This window comes from Actinoallomurus acanthiterrae, assembly GCF_054775715.1.
On record NZ_BAAHCO010000001.1, the window covers coordinates 11,765,154 to 11,782,082 of the forward strand.

The window sequence follows — 16,929 nt, forward strand, 5'->3', positions numbered from 1 at the left end:
ACAGGAAGACCCACCCGGATGACGACGCACATGTCCCCGCCCGCCGCCCCGATGACCCGCGATCCCGCCGCACGGCACCGGCAGCGCGCCCCCGGCCCGTACGACCCGGCCCCGCCGCCCCGCTGGGCGCGCCCGACTCTGTGGGCGATCCTCGGCCTTGCCGCGGTCCTGTACGGCTGGCGCGTCTGGTCCCTGTCCGGCAACTCCTACTACTCCGCCGCCGTCCTGTCCGGGGCGCACAGCTGGAAGGCCTTCTTCTTCGGATCGCTGGACGCCGGCAGCTACATCACCGTCGACAAGCCGCCGCTGGCGCTGTGGATTCCGGCACTGGTCGCGCGCGTGATCGGCGTGAACGGCTGGAGCCTGGTCGGCCCACAGGTCGTCATGGGCGTCGCCGCCGTCGCCGTGCTGTACGCCACCGTCCGCCGGAGCTTCGGGTACCGCGCGGCGCTGATCTCGGCGCTCGTGCTGACGCTGACGCCGATCACGGTCGCGATCGACCGCGACAACAACCCGGACACTCTGCTCGTCCTGCTGCTCGTGCTCGCCGCGTGGGCGCTGCAGCGGGCGCTGGAGTCCGGCCGGCTGCGCTGGCTCCTCGCCTGCGCGGCGTTCGTCGGGCTCGGGTTCAACACCAAGATGATGCAGGCCTACCTGGTGCTGCCCGGCTTCGCGCTGGTGTACCTCCTGTGCGCGAAGGGCTCGACGGTCCGGCGCGTCGGTCACCTGGCGGCCGCCGGGGTGACGCTCGCGGTGTCGAGCGCCTGGTGGATGCTGATCGTCGACCAGTGGCCGGCGAGCGACCGCCCGTACATCGGCGGCAGCACGAACAACACGGTCTGGGACCTCGTCATCGGCTACAACGGCCTCGGCCGGATCTTCGGCCAGTCGGCCGGCGGCGGCGGTGCGGGCCAGGGCGCGAACTTCGGCGGCACGTCCGGTGCCGGCTCTTCAACCAGATCATGGCCGGACAGATCTCCTGGCTGATCCCGTTCGCCGTCATCGCGCTCGTCGTGGCGGTCGCCCTTCGCGGCCGCGCGCCGCGCACCGACCAGGCCCGCGCGGGGCTGCTGCTGTGGGGCGGCTGGCTGGCCGTGCACTACGCGGTGTTCAGCTTCGCGCAGGGCACCTTCCACCCGTACTACTCGACCGCCATGGCGCCCGCGCTGGCCGCGCTGGTGGGGGCCGGCACGGTGGCGATGTTCCAGGCCCCGCGCCGCTGGTCCTGGGCGCTGCCGCTCGCGTTCGCCGTCACTGGCGGATGGGCGTTCGTCGTGCTGCGCCGTACGCCGAGCTGGCACCCGTGGGTCGCCTGGCTGGTCGCGGCGGCCACGGTCGCCGGCGTGGCCGGACTCGTGATCGCCCGCCTCGCGCCGCGTACCCGGACCCGGCTCGCGCTGGGCGCGGCGGCGGTCGGCCTGGTCGGGTCCCTGGCGGGGCCCGCCGCGTACGCCACCACGACGGCGTTCAGCGGCACCGGCGAGAACGGCACCAACCCGACGGCCGGGCCGGCCACCTCGGGCGGCATGGGCGGCGGGCCGCGGATGAGCGGCCGTTCGATGCCCGCGGGCATGAAGCCCCCTACGGGTGGCGGGGCGCCCCAGGGCGGCGGCGCACCATCAGGCGGCACAGCGGCGCGCGGCGGCGCGCCGTCGGGCGGCATGGCGGCGCGCGGCGGCGGGCCCGGCGGTGACGTGAGCGCATCGCTGATCTCGTACCTGGAGAAGAACCGAGGCGGCGCTACCTGGCTCGTCGCGGTCTCCAGCGCGCAGGGCGCCTCGTCGATCATCCTGAAGACCGGCGAACCGGTCATCGCGATGGGCGGTTTCACCGGCAGCGACCCGGCCATGACCGTCGCGAAGCTGAAGCAGTACCTCACGGAGGGCAAGCTGCGCTACGTCCTCCTCGGCGGCGACAACCGCGGCGGGAACACCGCGGTCACCGACTGGATCAAGAAGAACCTCACGGTCGTCAAGGCCACCGAGTACGGCGGCGGCAGCACGTCGAGCTCGACCGGCAGCGGCCAGACGCTGTACCGCTACAACGGCTGACGCGCTCGTCCGTACGGATCCGCGGCCCGGTGTCCACAGCCTGTGGAGACCGGGCCGCGGCCTTGCGGCCTACTGAGGCCGGACGTTGTGGTTGTGAGCGAACAGATTGCCGGGGTCGTACTGACGCTTGACGGCGGCGAGCCGCTCATAGGTCCCCGTCGGATAGATCGCGGCGACGTCCTCCTCGGTGGCGGAAGCGAGGAAGTTGGCGTAGGCGCCGGTGACGTGGGGTGCGAGTCTCCCCCAGATGGCGTCCAGCGCGGGACGAGCGGCGTCGACGACCGGCGTCGGACCCGCGACGGTGGTCACGAACATCAGCTCCGCTCGGCGATGCGCGTAGGCGGTGGCGTCGTCGGAGACTCGGGACACCGCGCCGCCGACGCTGCGAACGGCGATGAACGGCGGCCTCTCCGACGCCCCGACCTCGGCGAGGATCCGGAGGACCTCGGGCGCCGACTCCTTGTCGACGAAGGCGCCTCGGGTGACGAGCTGGATTCCCGGCGGTGGGGTCGCCCCGTCCACGAGCGTGTCCGCATAGGGCGTCAGCGTGACGTCGTCGTCGATCACCGTGCCGAGCCGGCGGATCGGGTCGATCGCCTGCGCGGCGCGTTCCGGGTCGTCACCGTCGAAGGCGACCTGGATCTCGACCGGCGCTTCGGGTCCGCCGGCGAACGGATTGGCGAAGTTCGCGATGGAGGTGAGCTCTTCGGGAGCGGTGCGCAGGTGGTCCGCCCAGCCCTGGAGCACGCCGGCCAGCTCCGACGCCGGGAAGACGATCTTGCCGTAGAAGATGTCGGTCGTCGGGTGCGCCACGAAGTCGAAGGCGGTCACGATCCCGAGATTGCCGCCGCCACCGCGGATCGCCCAGAACAGCTCTGGGTTCTCCTCCGCGCTCGCGCGCACCACCTCTCTGTCGGCGGTGACCACCTCCGCGGCGACCACGTTGTCCAGGGCCAGACCGTACTTCCTGACCTTCCAGCCGATGCCGCCGGCCAGCGTCAGCCCACCGACACCGACACTCTTGGTGTCGCCCGAGGAGATCGCCAGTCCATGCGCGGCCAAGGCGTCCGCGACCTGACCCCAGGTGGCGCCGCCGCCGATCCGCACGAGGTGGCGTTCGTCGTCGATGACCTCCACATTCGCGAGCATGCCGAGGTCGATCACGACGCCGCCGTCGTTGGTGCCGAAGCCCGCGAAGCCATGGCCGCCGCCTCGCACGGACAGCGGAAGCCCTGCGTCGGCGGCGAATCCGACACCTGCCCGTACGTCCCTGACGCTCTTGGGTCGCAGAACATAGGCCGGACTACCCGCGGCCAACACCGTGCGACTGGCCGATTCGTACTCCGCTCCGCCCGGTTCGATGATGTCGCCGCCGAAGTCACGGCGAAGGGTTTCCAGCGCTGAGCTCATGACGTTCCTTCTGCGAGGTGAACCTGACGACCAAGAGATGCCGGCGACCTGATCCCTGTGACAGGCCGGCCTTGTGACGTACGCCACCGGCCGCGGCCGTCACGGAACTACGGGGACCGGCGTCATGCGCGCGCACCGGCGGATTGGAGATGCTCGGTGGACAGATAGTCTGCGCGCAGACTAATCTTTCACCTAGATCCCCTCGCGGAACGGAGTACGGACATGTGGGAGTACCAGCACACCGCGGAGACGGCCGCGGCCCCGGAGACCGTCTGGCGCCTGTGGGCCGACGTGCCCGGCTGGCAGACCTGGAACGCCGAGATCGAGAAGGTCGAGATCGACGGTCCGTTCGCGGTCGGTTCCCGGATCACGATGACGCCGCCCGGCGACGAGCCGGTCGTGCTCGACCTGGTCCAGGTGGAGGAGCACACGCTGTTCGTCGACCAGATGGACGCCGGTGACTTCACCGTCACGACCGTGCACCGCATCGAGCCGCTCGGCGACGGCCGGATCCGGATCGTCTACCGCACGGAGATCGACGGGCCGGCCGCCGACCAGGTCGGGCCGCAGCTCGGCCCGGCCATCACCGGCGACTTCCCCGAGACCGTCGCGGCTCTGGTCCGGCTGGCCGAGGCCCGATGACGTCCCATCCCGACGAGAGCCCCGGATTCCTGCTCTGGCAGGTCACGCTGCGCTGGCAGCGGGAGATGACCGCCACCCTGGCCCCGCTCGGCCTCACCCATGTGCAGTTCGTCCTGCTGGCCAACACCTGGTGGCTGAACACCCACGGTGAGGAGCCCAACCAGCTGACCCTCGCCCGGCGTGCCGCCACGGACATCAAGATGACGTCGCAGGTGCTGCGCAAGCTCGAGGAGAAGGGCCTCCTGGAGCGGAAGGTCGACCCCGCCGACACCCGGGCCCGGCGGCTGCGGGTCACCGAGCGGGGCGCCGAGGCGGCCCAGGCGGCGATCACCGCGGTCGAGGCGGCCGACGCGGAGTTCTTCTGGCGGGTGCCCGACACGGCGGCGCTGCTGGGGATCCTCCGCCCCCTGGCCGCGCCGCCGGACGAGCCGAGTCATCAGGGCGTGTCCTAGGCGGGCAGGCGGGTGAACCAGTCGACGATCGCCGCGGTCCCGGTCACCGCCGTCCCGAGATGACGGGAACCCTCATAGTCGGTCGGGCCGAGGTCGATCGGCGTCAGGTTCACCCCATTCGCGCGGAACGCCGCCCGACAGTGGTCGGTGTTGGCGGTGACCGCCTGCTCGTCGCCCGCGGCGTAGTAGAGGCGGATGGGCGCGCGCGGCACCCAGCCGGTGCACGTCCCGTCGGCGACCCGCAGCGCCTTCGCGAACGCTCCGGTCGGGTGTTCCAGCATGGCCTTGCCGCGCGAGGTGAGGAGAGGGTTCGGATCGCCCGGCTGCCGCGGTTTCCCGTAGAGCCTGTCGGGCAGTGCGGCGAGCATCTCCTGGCCCGGCGTCGTCCCGTCGAACAGCCGGTTCACCTTGTCGGCGTACGGCGCCTGGAACACCTCGCCGGGAGAGTCGTAGAGGTGGTGCAGGCGGTTCCAGGAGACGAGCAGGTAGGTCGTGTAGGCCACGCCGATTTTCGACGGGATCTCCTTACCCGCGAGGAGCGCCGGGAGCTCGGCGTCGCGGAAGGCGTACCCGCCGCTGATGGGCGCGACGGCGCCGAGGCGGTACCAGCGGTCGGCGCCGTCCTGGAGCGCGCGGGCGAGCCCAAGGGCCGCCGACGCGCCCTGGGAGAACCCGGTGACCAGGACCCGCCGCTGCGGGACCATCCCCCGGCGGGCCATGAACTCGCGGGCCGCGCGCAGCATGTCCAGTGACGCGGTGGTCTCCGACGGGACGTCCATCCACGGGTGAGTGCCCGGCCCCTCGCCCAGCCCGAGGTAGTCCGGGGTTACGGCGACGAAGCCCGCCGCGCCGAACGTCATCGCCGGGGAGGACGAGAAGTCGTCCTTGCCGATCGAGGGGGCGTCCTCCTTGTAACTCTGGGTTCCGTGGGTGAACGACACGATGCGCGGCCTGCGGTCGCCGCTCCGTGGCAGGACGATCAGACCGCTGGCGACGGTCGGCCGGCCCTTGGCGTCCACCGTCCGATAGAGCAGGCGGTACAGCTCAACGCCGTACCGGACCGAGGCATGCTCGAATCCGGCCTTGGCCAGCGCGGTGCGCACCTCGTCGGCCGAAAGGGTCTTGAGGCGTACGGGTTTCGCGGCGAGCGCGCCCCGGCCGCGGCCGGCGCGGAGGCCTCGGCGGCCGGGCGGGCACCCGCCGGCGCGGCGGTCGTCGGCGCGGCGGTCGCGCTGATCGGGGTGAGCGCCGATCCGGTGAGGGCGAGTCCGGCGCAGACGGCCGTGGTGAGGGCGATGGCTCGCCGGCTTACGAGTGATCTCATGCCGCCGACGCTACGGACGCGGCCGATCGCGCCCCAGCCGGTGGACCCCAAGTGAGGGGGTGTACCCAGCCCCCTGGCGGGGGTTCGCGTAACCTCCCATGGCGCTTTTGGACATCTCGCCGTCACGGGGTCGTACATTCTGACTGTCAGTCAGGCATATCACAAAGCAGGCAGAAAACCCCTGGTCAGACGATGACGGCAGCAATTCGACACTTGTGAGGGCGGGTTCGTGACGCGCTGCGACGCCGCTGTCACAGGAGTTTCAGCACCGATAGCGCTCAATGTCCGGGTTAATGGTAAAGCATCGCCCATAAATGAGACATAGTCGGTATCCGACCGATAGTGTGCCGCGTGCGCCGTTGATGGATGAGCCTCACGGCGCACATCGACCTACTTCCATTTCTGGAGGTCCTGCATGCGCCTGAACAAGGCGACACTGACCTTTGCCGGTACGGCGGTCGCTCTCGCCGTAACGATGACCGCCTCCCCCGCGTGGGCCTGCAACGACCGTGACCCCGCGCTCCGGCTCGACGTGAAGTGCGGCACCAGTGGCCAGCCGAGCTGGATGGTCACCAACCCCAACCGCTGGGGCGCGGTGCCCTTCACCTGGAGCGACAACCAGCACGGCCAGAGCGGCTCCAAGATCCAGGCACCCGCGGGCGGCAGCGTGGCGCTGCCGACCCACGCGACGATGGTGAAGGTGATCGCGTACCGCCCCGACAGAAGTGACCTGCCCGTCTGGCAGCGGCACGGCGCGTTCGGCATGAAGCACTGCGCCGGCGCTCCGAAGCCGTCGAAGCCGGGCAAGCCGGGGAACCCGGCGCCGCCGAAGAAGCACCACCCGAAGCCGAGCCCGACGAAGCCGAGCACCGCGACGCCGTCGCCGACGACCACCGCCCCCTCGGGCGAGGCGCGTCCGGCGACGCCGGTCAAGGCGCAGCCGAAGTTCACCGGCTGACGGCCGAACGTTCGCGGACGGCCCGGGAAGGCGCGTTCCCGGGCCGTCCGCGTACCGTCCACCCACGATCTAAGGAGCGGAACCGATGTCCATCAGCTCGGCCGTATCGGGGCCCCGCTGGGCGGCAGCCGCGATCGGCGTCGCCCTGGGTATCACGCTGACCGGCTGCGGCGGCTCTGCCCACCATGACAAGAACGCTCCGGCTGCCGGCGCGAACTCCCAGGCCACCGACGCCGAGCCGGCGAAGCTGGGCGAGGCCCCGAGCACGATCGCCACCGCGCGTGCGAAGACCGTCCAGATCTTCGCCAACCCCGGGGACAGTTCGCCGAGCATGCAGCTGCAGAACCCCAACCCGGACGGCGTCACCCGGGTCTTCCTGGTCATCGGCAGCAAGCCCGGCTGGCTGCACGTCCTGCTGCCGGTGCCGCCGAACGGCAGCCAGGGCTGGATCGCCGAGAAGGACGTCACGACCACGAAGACCAGCTACTGGGTGCAGGTCCTCCAGGGCGCGCACCGCGTGAAGGTCTACCAGGGCAAGCACGCGGTCATCGACACGCCTGCCGCGATCGGGAAGGCCGACACCCCGACCCCGGGCGGCCGCTATTACATCGCCGAACTCCTGCAGGCCCCGGATCCCAAGGGCGCCTACGGGCCGTACGCCTACGGGCTGAACGGCTACTCGACGAAGCTCACCCAGTTCAAGGGCCAGGACCCGATCATCGGTATCCACGGCACGAACGAGCCGAAGTCACTCGGCAACTCCGTCAGCCACGGCTGCGTCCGCGTCGGCAACCCCGTCATCACCAAGATGGCGAAGATGCTTCCGCTCGGCACCCCGGTGCAGATCAGCGCCTAGGTCTGAGACCGCCGGACGCCGTTGACCTCTGGCCCCCGGTGCCGGGGCCGCCGCGCGGACGGCGGGCCCCGGCAGGCTCAACGGGTCACGCCTTCTCGGCGGCGCGGAAGGTGGCCAGCACGCTGGCGCCGAAGTACGGCCCATAGCTGATCAGGCTCTTCGGGGTGTGCGCCGCGTGGACGGAGATCTGGTACCCGCTGCCCTTGGTCACGTTGAACTTCTTGAACCAGGGCCCGCCGCTGGAGCCGCTGTTCATGTCACAGGCCATGCCGTGGGTCATGACGCCGGCCGGGTCATTGACCTGAGAACCGCTGCAGTACTGCAGGGTCTGGCCCTTGTTGCCGTTGGCCGGGTAGCCGAACAGGTAGCCGGTGGGCCGGTCCAGGGTGTTGAAGGCGATGCCCTGGCCGCCGACGACCGCCTGGATCTTACGGTTCTTCAGGGGCTTGAGGACGATGGCCCCGAAGTCGTACCGCCGGTCGCGCACCCACTTCCCGGCGCTGTCCTTCTTCATGTACTCGCCGGGCACGAACGCCCGCCGCACGGCGAACTTTCCGTACGGCGCCTTGCCGTTCTTGTAGCCCGGCACGAAGACGAGGTTCGTCGTCCACTTGCCCGTCGGGGTGCGCAGCGCGTGCGCGACGGTGAGGGCGACGTCGCCGTCCTTGCTCGTGACGACGTTGGCCGAGGCGACGAAGCCGCTGCCGCCGTCACCCTTGCCGAACAGCTTGCCCGCCGTCTTGGCGACCAGGCCGCCGCGCTTCCACGTGGCCTGCTTCTTCCCGGTCGCGCTGACGCCGCCCGAGGTGGTCCGGGTCGCGGCGGCCGACGGCAGAACGGGGTCGACGGTCACCGGCGCTCCACCCTTGGGCTGCGCCGTGGCGCGCAGCGTCCGCTCGGCGGCCGAACCGGCCTCGTCCGCGAGCGGCTTCGCCGCCTTCATGCGCTCCGGCGTCCAGTACGCGGCGGCCTTCGCGTCATCGTCTGCGTACTGGACCGCCGCGGGGCCCGAGCGCGTCACCGTGGCGGACTGCGGCCGCGCCGAGGTGGCGGAGGAACATCCGGACGCGACCGTACCGAGGACCGCGACCGCCATGACGCCGCCCATGAGTCGGGGGGAACCCAATGACACTCCTTGTGAGGGGGATGTGACCGGGCAGCCTATGGCAAACGCGCGAGTTGTGGATCATCAACGGTCGAAGTGGGACGAAGGGTGACGACCTTGTCGGCCTCGGGGGCCAGGTGCAGGTCGTGCGTGATGAGGATGGTCGTACGGCCGGCCATCAGCCGGCGCAGGGGCTCCAGCACCCGGCGGGCGGTCGGCGCGTCCAGGCCGGTGGTCGGCTCGTCGAGGATCAGCACCGGCGCGTCGCGGACCATCGCCCGCGCGATGGCGATCCGCTGGCGCTGCCCGCCGGACAGCAGCCGGCCGCGCTGCCCGACCAGGGTGTCGTAGCCGTCCGGCAGCGCGGTGACGAAGTCGTGGGCGTCCGCGGCGCGCGCCGCGGCGACGATCTGCTCGTCGGTGGCGCCCGGCCGGCCGTACGCGATGTTGTCGCGCACCGTGCCGGGGAAGAGCATGGTCTCCTGCTGGAGCACGGTCACCGTGTCGCGCAGGGTCGCCAGCGACAGTTCGCGGATGTCGACGCCGTCGAGGCGGATCCGTCCGGCCTCCGGGTCGTAGAAGCGCAGCAGCAGCTTGGTGATCGTGGACTTGCCCGACCCGCTCGGCCCGGTCAGCAGGACGAGTTCCTCGGGGCCGGCGCGGAACGACAGGTTCGCGAGGGCGGTCCGGTCGGCGCCGGGGTACCGGAAGGTGACGTCGTCGAAGGCCACCCGCCCGCGGCGCGCGGCCCGGGTGCGGGCGGCCGGGCGGTCGGCGACCGTGGGCCGCGTCTCCATCAGCTCGACGATCCGCTCGGCGCTCGCGGTCGCCTCCGAGGCGAGCAGGTTGACGTGGCCGAGGCTCTGGATCGGCGGGTAGAGGTACCCGAGGTAGGCGGCGAAGGACAGCAGGCCGCCCAGCGTGACGCGGTCGGCCGTGAGCTCCCACGCGCCGAAGCCGAGCACCACCAGCACGCAGACCGTCTCGATGACCTGCACCAGCGGCTCGTACAGCGCCGCCAGCCGGGTCTCGGCCATCTTGGCCTCCAGCCAGGACAGCCCCTCCCGGTGCAGCCGTCCCCGTTCGGCCCGCTCCCGGTTGTACGCCTGGACGAGCGCCTGGTTCGACAGGCTCTCCTCCACCACGCTCGTGATCGCCCCGCTGCTCTCCCGCTCCCGTACGGCGGCGTCGCGGAACCGTGAGGTGAAGTTCCGCACGGCGACCCAGAACAGCGGCGCGACGGCGAACGACACCAGCGCCAGATCCCAGCGGACGTACAGCGCCGCGCCGGCGAAGAACACGGCGCTGACCGCCGCGGTGACGGTCTGGATCACCCCGGAGGCGACGAACTGCTCGATCGCCTCGATGTCGCCCGTGAGACGGACCATGAGGTCGCCGAGCCGGCGGTTGTCGAGGAAGTCCGGCGACAGCCGCTGGATGTGCGCGAAGACGGCGTCGCGCAGCCGGAGCAGGAACCGCTCCCCGACCAGGGCCGTCAGGTAGCTCCCGCCGAAGGTCGCGACACCGGTCAGGACCGCGACCTCCAGCCAGATCAGGGCCGGCGTCCAGAAGGCGTGCAGGTCCTTGGCCGCCAGCACGCGGTCGGTGATGTCGCCGAACAGCCAGATCGCGACGACCTCGCAGGCCGCCGACAGAATCAGCAGCAGCGCGCCGACGACCAGCCACCGGCGGAACCCTCGCGTGTACGGCCAGAATCGACGGAACGCGTCCTTCGCGGAGACACCGGAAGGATTCGATGCGGCGGGCGTCCGATGCATTTCTTCCTCTTCTCAGGACACTTCTCAGGGCACGAGAAAAGGGAGTCGGCGGGCCACGCCCGCCGACTCCCCTACCCCCCGTTAACGCTGGTCAGCGCTTGGGCTGCGGCGCGGGATGCGGGCTGCAGTGCTTCTTGTGGTGCTTGCGCGGCGGCTTCGGAGCCGGCTTCTTCTTGGGGGGCACCGGCACGATCTTGCGGAAGCTCATTTTCGAGTCCTTTCTTTCTCCGTCGCCCTTCGGCGCTTACGAGAAAGACATTAGGGGCCTCGATTGAGAGTCCCTGAAGACGGACATGAGAGCCGCTTAAGATCCGGCTGAGACGCGTCCTGAGACCGGACGGCGGGCACCCACGGCCCGCCGTGGTCCACGAGCAGTCTGGATCGAGCTTCCGTTCCGTGTTAGTCCGGCTGCTCTCCGGGTATCCCGGCGCACCAGCGCGGTATCCCCCGACTCCGCCCGGCGATCGGACGTCATGCGAACCCGGTCGCCGGGCGGCCAGACCTTTCCCTCGGGAACATGACAACGGCCGCCGTGCGATCGCACGGCGGCCGTCACACCACTTCGGGTACTACCGGCCGTGCCTCGCGGCCTCGTACTTGTCGATGGCCAGGCCGAGCTGGGCGTACTTCTCGCTGTAGGCGACCGGGTGGGCGCCCGGGGCCGTCGGCGGGCGGTTGGGGTCGATGTACTGGTTCCCCAGGTTGGAGAAGATCGCGATGATGTAGTTGCGGCCGTTCTTGCCGGGCAGGTTCCGGACGATTCCGGCGTCGCTGCCGGAGTTGGAGACCAGGCCGGTCTTGTGGGCGAAGGTCACCTCGGCCTTGGCGTTGCAGGGCCGTACGTCGTGCTGGTAGGCGTCACCGTCGACGGTCACGCTGCCGTCGGCGCCGATCCACCGCTGCGGGACGACCTGCGGGATGCCGGGGGCCGGGTAGTCCGCGCCGCACCAGTTGCTGGTGGACAGCACGTCGTTCATGCCCTGGTCGCCGAGCTCCTTCTTGAAGAACTCCCGCGAGGACCTGCTCAGGACGTCCCGGGTGACGGCCTTGCCGTTCGGGGCCGTCCAGACCTTGCCGGGCGCGCCGTTGATGAGCGTGAGCAGCTTGGCGGTGTCGAGGGAGCTCATCGTGACCGGGTTGCTCCAGTGCCCGCCGTTGGCCGCGTTGGTCCCCTTGACCTGCATCGTCTCCAGACCCAGGTCCTGGAACGTCTGGTTCAGGTCGTCCACGGCGTTGTGGTCCCACAGCATCTTCAGCAGCGCACAGGAGGCCGGGTTGGAGGACCAGGTCAGCGAGTCGTCGACGTACTGACGGATGGTGTTGCTGGTGGCCCCGCCACACAGGCTGCTGGTGGCCGTCGGCTGGTAGCTGTAGGTGTCGTCGAGCTTGACGACGCCCTTGTCGACCAGGCGCAGCACGCCGAAGTTGATCATCAGCTTCAGGACCGAGGCCGGGTAGGGCAGCATGAAGTCGGTCGAGGCGTTCTCCCGGCCCGGCACCACGTCGATCGTGCCCTGAGCGTGGTTGGTGTACCAGCCGGAGTCGTCCCACTGCCGCCAGCGCACGTCGCTGGTGTGGAAGTTCTTGTCCACCGACACGACCTTGCCGTGCGGGTACTGCGGGCTCATCAGCACCGTGCCGGACGACACGGGTCGGTTGTGCTTGTCCAGCTCGATGACCGTGGCGTCGATCTGCGGCTGCTGGGAGATCGGCTTGGCGTCGTCGGCGGCGGCCAGCAGGCGGGCCCGCTGTTTCGGCGTCTGCGCGTCCTTGTCCACGGAGTGGGCCTTGAGCGTACGAGCCTGCGCAGTCGTCGTGACCGGGTCGGTGTCGAGGACCTCCTGGAACTTCAGGCCGTCCATCGTCTGCTGCAGCGTGGTCGCGATCGACTTGGCGGACGTGTCGGCGCTCGTGGACTTGACCGACTGGGCCGGCGAGCAGGCCGACCCCATCAGCGCGCCGACAGCGACGAAACCGACAAGGCTCCGCCCCCATATCCGAGTTGTTGGCATGATCATTACGGTAACGAAGAGATCGTTTGGTGATGACCGAAACGCGGATTTCGACGATCTTGTGACAGATGCCCGGGCGAGCAGGTCGTACGACCGCGCCCGCCCGGGTCGGCGAATCAGGAGAACCAGCGCCGGGGATGGCGGGTCAGGCTGTAGCCGGCGACGCCCATGGCCGCGGCGAGCAGGCCGCCGCCGATCGTCCAATACCACCGGGTCGACGGCCAGGAGAACCAGCTCTTGGCGCGCTGCAGCGGCTTCGGCGCCGAGCTGACGGCCGACGGCTCCACCGAGGGCGCCGCCTCCGGAGCCATGGTGGTCCCCGGGTTGACCGCGGGGGCCAACGGCGCCTTCAGATGCGCACCGGACGGCTCGGCGTTGCCGTTCCTGGCGCTGATCCGCAGCCGTACGTCGACCGGCAGGCCGGCGCCCTGATTCGGCAGGCCGACCGCCGACAGCCGGACGTAGTAGGTGCCCGGCAGCGGGTCGCTGGACCAGGGCTCGGCCCACGAGCGGATCTGCCGCAGCGCGCAGTGCAGTTCGAGCTTGGCCGTGCCCTGCTGCGTGGTGGCGGACTGCGGTCCCCCGGTGCAGGCCTGGCGGCGGCGCAGACCGTCGAAGACGTCGACGGTCCAGGTCGCCGCCCCGGACTGGGACGTCTCGGACGGCAGGGTGACGGTCACGGCGACCTGGTCGGTCTGACCCGCCGCCGCAGCGAACTGCCAGTACAGGTAGTCGCCGGTCGACGCCGACAGCCGCGCGGTCTGTCCGGGCCGTACGGTGGTCGCGGTGAGGAACGACGTCCCGGCGGTGCCGACCGTCTTGTGGGGCTTGGGCGACGCTTTGCCGCCGGCGAAGGCGGGCCCGGCGGTGGCCAGCGCGAGGACCGCGGTCGCGACCGGAAGGCCCAGAAGGGGCGTTACGCGCACGGTCAGTTCTCCTTCCAGATGGCGATCCGCCAGCGGGCGAGCCAGCCGAGGATCAGCCCGGCGACCAGGCCGGCGGCGGCGAGCACGACGAGCAGCAGCCAGCCGCGGCCGAGGTCCGGGCCGCTCGGCGCGGGCGAGGAGGGCACCACGTCGACGGTGAGCTCCAGCGGCATGCCGGGGGCCGTCCGTACACCGGGAGGCGCGGAGAAGGAGTTGCTCACCACCAGGCAGACGGTGCCCGCCGGAGACGCGCTCGTGGACGGCGACGCGGACGCGTCCTGACCGGACGGTTCGCCGGAGCGCTGGTCGGACCAGCGCAGGCCGGTGGACAGGACGTCGGTACGCCCGCTGCCCGCGTCCGTGCCGCGGACGAGCTCCTGGCCGTCCTGGGACGTCGCCCGCAGCAGCACCCCGTAGTCCGGGTTCAGCCTGCGGTCGAGCGCGACGCTCACGGAGGCGCGCAGCTCCTGCCCGGAGGACACGGGCACCCGGTAGACGCGGTGCTCGCCGAACTGCTCGCGGTCGGTGTAGACACCGGGCGACAGCACCGGGGCGTTGGCGCACTGCGCGCCCCCGGCCACCTGCCGAGGCGTCTTCTGGTACGTGCTGCCGGCGCGGCGGACCAGCTGGTTGAGCCGGCTGGTGAGCTGCTGCTGGTGCTGGACGGTGGTGTACGTTCCGCCGGTCGCGTTGGCGATGCAGGTCAGCTGCGCCTGGACCTTCTGGTTCGGGTTGAGGCCGAGCGTGTCGATGACGAGGTGGATGCCCTGCGCGGCGAGCTCGCGGGCGACGTCGCACGGGTCGGGCGGCGCGCAGGTGTCCTCTCCGTCGGTGATGAGGACGATCCGCCGGGTCGTCTCGCCGGCGCCCAGGTCCTTGGCCGCCGCCCGCAGGGCCAGCCCGATCGGGGTCCAGCCGGTCGGACGCAGCGTCGCGATCGCGGCCTTCGCCTCGGTCTTGTTCATCGGGCCGACCGGGCTGATCTGCGCGGTGTCCTTGCAGCCGACCGTCTTGGGACTGCCGGGGTAGCGGTACCGGGAGCCGAGCACCCGGATGCCCAGCTGCGTCTCGCCCGGCAGTGCGTCCACCACTTCGTCGAAGGACTGCTGCGCCGCCGAGATCCGGCTTCGGCCGTCGATGTCCTTGGCCCGCATCGAGCCGCTGACGTCCAGGACCAGCTCGACCTTGGGCGGCTCGGTGGCAGTGGCTTTGGCGGCGGAGGCGGGTGGAACACCGAACATCGCCAAGGCGGCCAGCAGGCACAGCAGGCCGGCCGCGAACCGTCGTCTCATGATCACCCGAGGATCCTAATGATCACCAACCGGCGTACTAAATCGGGTGGAAGACGCATCACAAGTGCTGGGTGGTCTTGCGACGCATGGACGGGATACGCGCCGGTGACCCGAGTCCGCGACGCCGCAGGACGGCCGGGGTCGTCAGGCGAGACTCCAGACGGACACCGAGCCGTCTTCGTACCCGGCGACCGCGACGGGCCTGCCGTCGAGCGTCGTGGTCGACAGCGCTGAGACCACGGAATCGCCGGTGAACGGGCCGCCGACCGGTTTTCCGGTGGCGAGGTCCCACAGGCGTACGGTGCGGTCCGCGCCCCCGGCGATGATCACCTGCCGGCCGCCCAGGGAGGCGACGGCGACCGCGTGGGCGGCCATCCGGATCGCGGTGCCGATCCTCTCACCGGTCAGCAGGTCCGACACCTGAATCGTCGAATCGTCACCGGCGGAGACGACGACCTCGCGTGCGCCGATGGCGCCGATCGCCACGGAGGTGACGTACTCACTGCCATGGGCGCTGTGCCCGGTGAAGGTGGCGCCGATCTGGCGCCCCGAAGTCCGGTCGAACACCCGCACGGCCGATCCGTAACCGCCGTCGGCGGCGACCTCCCGGCCGTCCTCCAGCCTGGCGAACGCCAGCGAGATCACCTCCGCGTGGGTGTCCAGTCGCGGAGCGACGGTCCTGCCGGTGGCCGGATCCCAGGTCTGCACGGTCGTGTCGAAACTGCCGGAGACGACGACCTGCCGACCGCCCACCGGCGCGAACGCCACCGCCGTCACGCCGTTCGTGTGACCGGTGAAGGTCTTTCCCGTCTCGGAGCCGGTCGTGAGGTCCCACATCCGGATGTAGTCGTTGCCGTCGCCGCTCAGTTGCGTACCCGCGACGACGACCTGCCGGCCGTCGAAGGCGCCCGCCGCGACCGACTGCACGCTCAACGCTCCAGGGGCGGTGAACGAGCGGCCGAGCGCGCCGGTCTCCAGATCGGCCATCTTCACGGTGTCGTCACCGCAACCGGCCACGACCGTCGGATGGCCGTTCACGGTCGTCACCGCCATCGAGGCGACACCGGCCGGCCTAGCGTGACACGCCTGGAGACGGCGGAGCGCGGTGCCCGGGGCCACGGAGGACGGGCGGATCGCCGGCTGCGAGGACGTGCCATGACGGACCGCCGGAGGCGCGGACGTGCCGTGACGGCCCGCCGGACGGTGGTGGTCATGCGCGAGCAGGCGCGGCACGCCGACGAACCCGAGCACGACCACGGCGACCAGCGTGGTCGCCCCCGCGGCGAGCAGGCCGCGACGGACGGCCCGCCGCCTGCCACGGGACGGCGGACCGGGTGCGGCATCCCGTCGGTGCGTGGTCGTGTCCGGCACCGGGATGGCGCCGGTCTGGATGGCGTTCTCGATCGCCCGGCCGATCCCGGCCGTCAGCGACTCCGACGCGGACGGCCGTACCGGTGCGGGCCGCGTCGGCACCGGTGGTGATTCCGGGGCCGACGCGGACGTCGCCTCGCCCGACGCGACACGTTCGAGCACCGTATGGATGTACTCCGATCCAGGGCGCTGCGAAGGATCCTTGTCGAGCAGCGCGGAGAACAACGCGGCGAGGTCGGTGCCCGCCCTTCTCGGTGGCGGTGGCGACTCGTTCAGCACGGCGGCGATGGAGGCCTCGTACCTGTCGCGTTCGAACGCGGACGTGCCTTCGGCCGCGTAGTACAGCGTGGCGCCGAGCGCCCACCAGTCGGTCGCGGCGTCCCCGCGGTCTCCCCGGACCTGTTCCGGCGCCATGTACGCGGGTGAGCCGAAAAGCGTTCCGGTGCGTGTCGGGGCGGGGTGGCCGGCGATCCGCGTGAGGTCGAAATCGGCGAGTTCGACCCGGTCACCCGGCAGCAGCATGACGTTCGCCGGTTTCAGGTCACCGTGCACGACGCCGGTTCGGTGTGCCTCGTCCAGGGCCGCCAGCAACGCGAGCCCGATCGCGGCGACCCTGGCCACCGGCAACGGGCCATCTCTGTCGACGGCCTCCGCGAGGGTCGGCGCCGAGACGAACTCCATAATGATCAAGGTAGCGCCACTGCTGGAGATCGCATCGAGATTCGTGACCTCGGGTTGCGGCGGCACGCGTG

The 16,929-nt window shown here is 70.9% G+C and carries 14 protein-coding genes; 6 read left to right on the forward strand and 8 right to left on the reverse strand.

The window, feature by feature from the left end; genetic code table 11:
* The first annotated feature begins 18 nt into the window (after positions 1-18).
* Positions 19-987: a glycosyltransferase family 39 protein gene (locus ACYVF7_RS55465; RefSeq protein WP_460356060.1), complete on the forward strand. Its 969-nt coding sequence runs from the start codon at positions 19-21 to the stop codon at positions 985-987.
* Positions 963-2,051 (forward strand): mannosyltransferase YkcB-related protein, encoded by a 1,089-nt coding sequence (locus ACYVF7_RS55470; RefSeq protein ID WP_460356063.1) that lies wholly within the window; start codon positions 963-965, stop codon positions 2,049-2,051. The genes ACYVF7_RS55465 and ACYVF7_RS55470 overlap by 25 nt, the downstream gene beginning before the upstream one ends.
* A 69-nt stretch (positions 2,052-2,120) precedes the next feature.
* On the opposite strand, the gene ACYVF7_RS55475 is transcribed toward ACYVF7_RS55470, so the two are convergent.
* Positions 2,121-3,461: an FAD-binding oxidoreductase gene (locus ACYVF7_RS55475; RefSeq protein ID WP_460356065.1), complete on the reverse strand. Its 1,341-nt coding sequence runs from the start codon at positions 3,459-3,461 to the stop codon at positions 2,121-2,123.
* A 222-nt stretch (positions 3,462-3,683) separates the two neighbouring features.
* On the opposite strand from ACYVF7_RS55475, the gene ACYVF7_RS55480 reads away from it, so the two are divergent.
* Complete coding sequence (locus ACYVF7_RS55480) at positions 3,684-4,103, forward strand: SRPBCC family protein (protein ID WP_460356067.1); 420 nt, start codon at positions 3,684-3,686, stop codon at positions 4,101-4,103.
* On the forward strand, positions 4,100-4,555 hold the full coding sequence (locus ACYVF7_RS55485; RefSeq protein WP_460356070.1) for a MarR family winged helix-turn-helix transcriptional regulator: 456 nt from the start codon (positions 4,100-4,102) through the stop codon (positions 4,553-4,555). The genes ACYVF7_RS55480 and ACYVF7_RS55485 overlap by 4 nt, the downstream gene beginning before the upstream one ends.
* Here ACYVF7_RS55485 and ACYVF7_RS55490 read toward each other — a convergent pair.
* Complete coding sequence (locus tag ACYVF7_RS55490; RefSeq protein ID WP_460356072.1) at positions 4,552-5,658, reverse strand: alpha/beta hydrolase family protein; 1,107 nt, start codon at positions 5,656-5,658, stop codon at positions 4,552-4,554. The two genes, ACYVF7_RS55485 and ACYVF7_RS55490, sit on opposite strands and share 4 nt — an antisense overlap.
* Before the next feature lie 636 nt (positions 5,659-6,294).
* Between ACYVF7_RS55490 and ACYVF7_RS55495 the strand changes: the two genes are divergently transcribed.
* On the forward strand, positions 6,295-6,837 hold the full coding sequence (locus ACYVF7_RS55495) for a hypothetical protein (protein WP_460356075.1): 543 nt from the start codon (positions 6,295-6,297) through the stop codon (positions 6,835-6,837).
* An 85-nt stretch (positions 6,838-6,922) separates the two neighbouring features.
* Entirely contained in the window at positions 6,923-7,693 is a 771-nt protein-coding gene (locus ACYVF7_RS55500) for a L,D-transpeptidase (RefSeq protein WP_460356077.1), read from the forward strand.
* An 85-nt stretch (positions 7,694-7,778) separates the two neighbouring features.
* Here the strand turns inward: ACYVF7_RS55500 and ACYVF7_RS55505 are convergent, their stop codons facing one another.
* The 6 genes from ACYVF7_RS55505 to ACYVF7_RS55530 form a co-directional block, all read right to left on the reverse strand.
* Complete coding sequence (locus tag ACYVF7_RS55505) at positions 7,779-8,819, reverse strand: trypsin-like serine peptidase (RefSeq protein ID WP_460356080.1); 1,041 nt, start codon at positions 8,817-8,819, stop codon at positions 7,779-7,781.
* A 35-nt stretch (positions 8,820-8,854) separates the two neighbouring features.
* A complete protein-coding gene (locus ACYVF7_RS55510) occupies positions 8,855-10,576 on the reverse strand; it encodes an ABC transporter ATP-binding protein (protein WP_460356083.1) in 1,722 nt (573 codons plus the stop codon).
* 569 nt (positions 10,577-11,145) lie between these two features.
* A complete protein-coding gene (locus ACYVF7_RS55515) occupies positions 11,146-12,588 on the reverse strand; it encodes a serine hydrolase (RefSeq protein WP_460356086.1) in 1,443 nt (480 codons plus the stop codon).
* A gap of 116 nt (positions 12,589-12,704) precedes the next feature.
* Positions 12,705-13,514 (reverse strand): hypothetical protein, encoded by an 810-nt coding sequence (locus tag ACYVF7_RS55520; protein WP_460356089.1) that lies wholly within the window; start codon positions 13,512-13,514, stop codon positions 12,705-12,707.
* 2 nt (positions 13,515-13,516) lie between these two features.
* Complete coding sequence (locus ACYVF7_RS55525; protein ID WP_460358592.1) at positions 13,517-14,806, reverse strand: VWA domain-containing protein; 1,290 nt, start codon at positions 14,804-14,806, stop codon at positions 13,517-13,519.
* A gap of 144 nt (positions 14,807-14,950) precedes the next feature.
* A complete protein-coding gene (locus ACYVF7_RS55530; protein WP_460356090.1) occupies positions 14,951-16,924 on the reverse strand; it encodes a protein kinase domain-containing protein in 1,974 nt (657 codons plus the stop codon).
* Positions 16,925-16,929: the final 5 nt, after the last annotated feature.

Excerpts from the sequence above, each read along its gene's own strand:
- ACYVF7_RS55470 (WP_460356063.1), top strand. The coding sequence starts at position 963 with ATGGCCGGACAGATCTCCTGGCTGATCCCGTTCGCCGTCATCGCGCTC.
- ACYVF7_RS55475 (WP_460356065.1), bottom strand. The coding sequence starts at position 3,461 with ATGAGCTCAGCGCTGGAAACCCTTCGCCGTGACTTCGGCGGCGACATC.
- ACYVF7_RS55495 (WP_460356075.1), top strand. The coding sequence starts at position 6,295 with ATGCGCCTGAACAAGGCGACACTGACCTTTGCCGGTACGGCGGTCGCT.
- ACYVF7_RS55485 (WP_460356070.1), top strand. The coding sequence starts at position 4,100 with ATGACGTCCCATCCCGACGAGAGCCCCGGATTCCTGCTCTGGCAGGTC.
- ACYVF7_RS55500 (WP_460356077.1), top strand. The coding sequence starts at position 6,923 with ATGTCCATCAGCTCGGCCGTATCGGGGCCCCGCTGGGCGGCAGCCGCG.
- ACYVF7_RS55465 (WP_460356060.1), top strand. The coding sequence starts at position 19 with ATGACGACGCACATGTCCCCGCCCGCCGCCCCGATGACCCGCGATCCC.
- ACYVF7_RS55525 (WP_460358592.1), bottom strand. The coding sequence starts at position 14,806 with ATGAGACGACGGTTCGCGGCCGGCCTGCTGTGCCTGCTGGCCGCCTTG.
- ACYVF7_RS55480 (WP_460356067.1), top strand. The coding sequence starts at position 3,684 with ATGTGGGAGTACCAGCACACCGCGGAGACGGCCGCGGCCCCGGAGACC.
- ACYVF7_RS55515 (WP_460356086.1), bottom strand. The coding sequence starts at position 12,588 with ATGCCAACAACTCGGATATGGGGGCGGAGCCTTGTCGGTTTCGTCGCT.
- ACYVF7_RS55510 (WP_460356083.1), bottom strand. The coding sequence starts at position 10,576 with ATGCATCGGACGCCCGCCGCATCGAATCCTTCCGGTGTCTCCGCGAAG.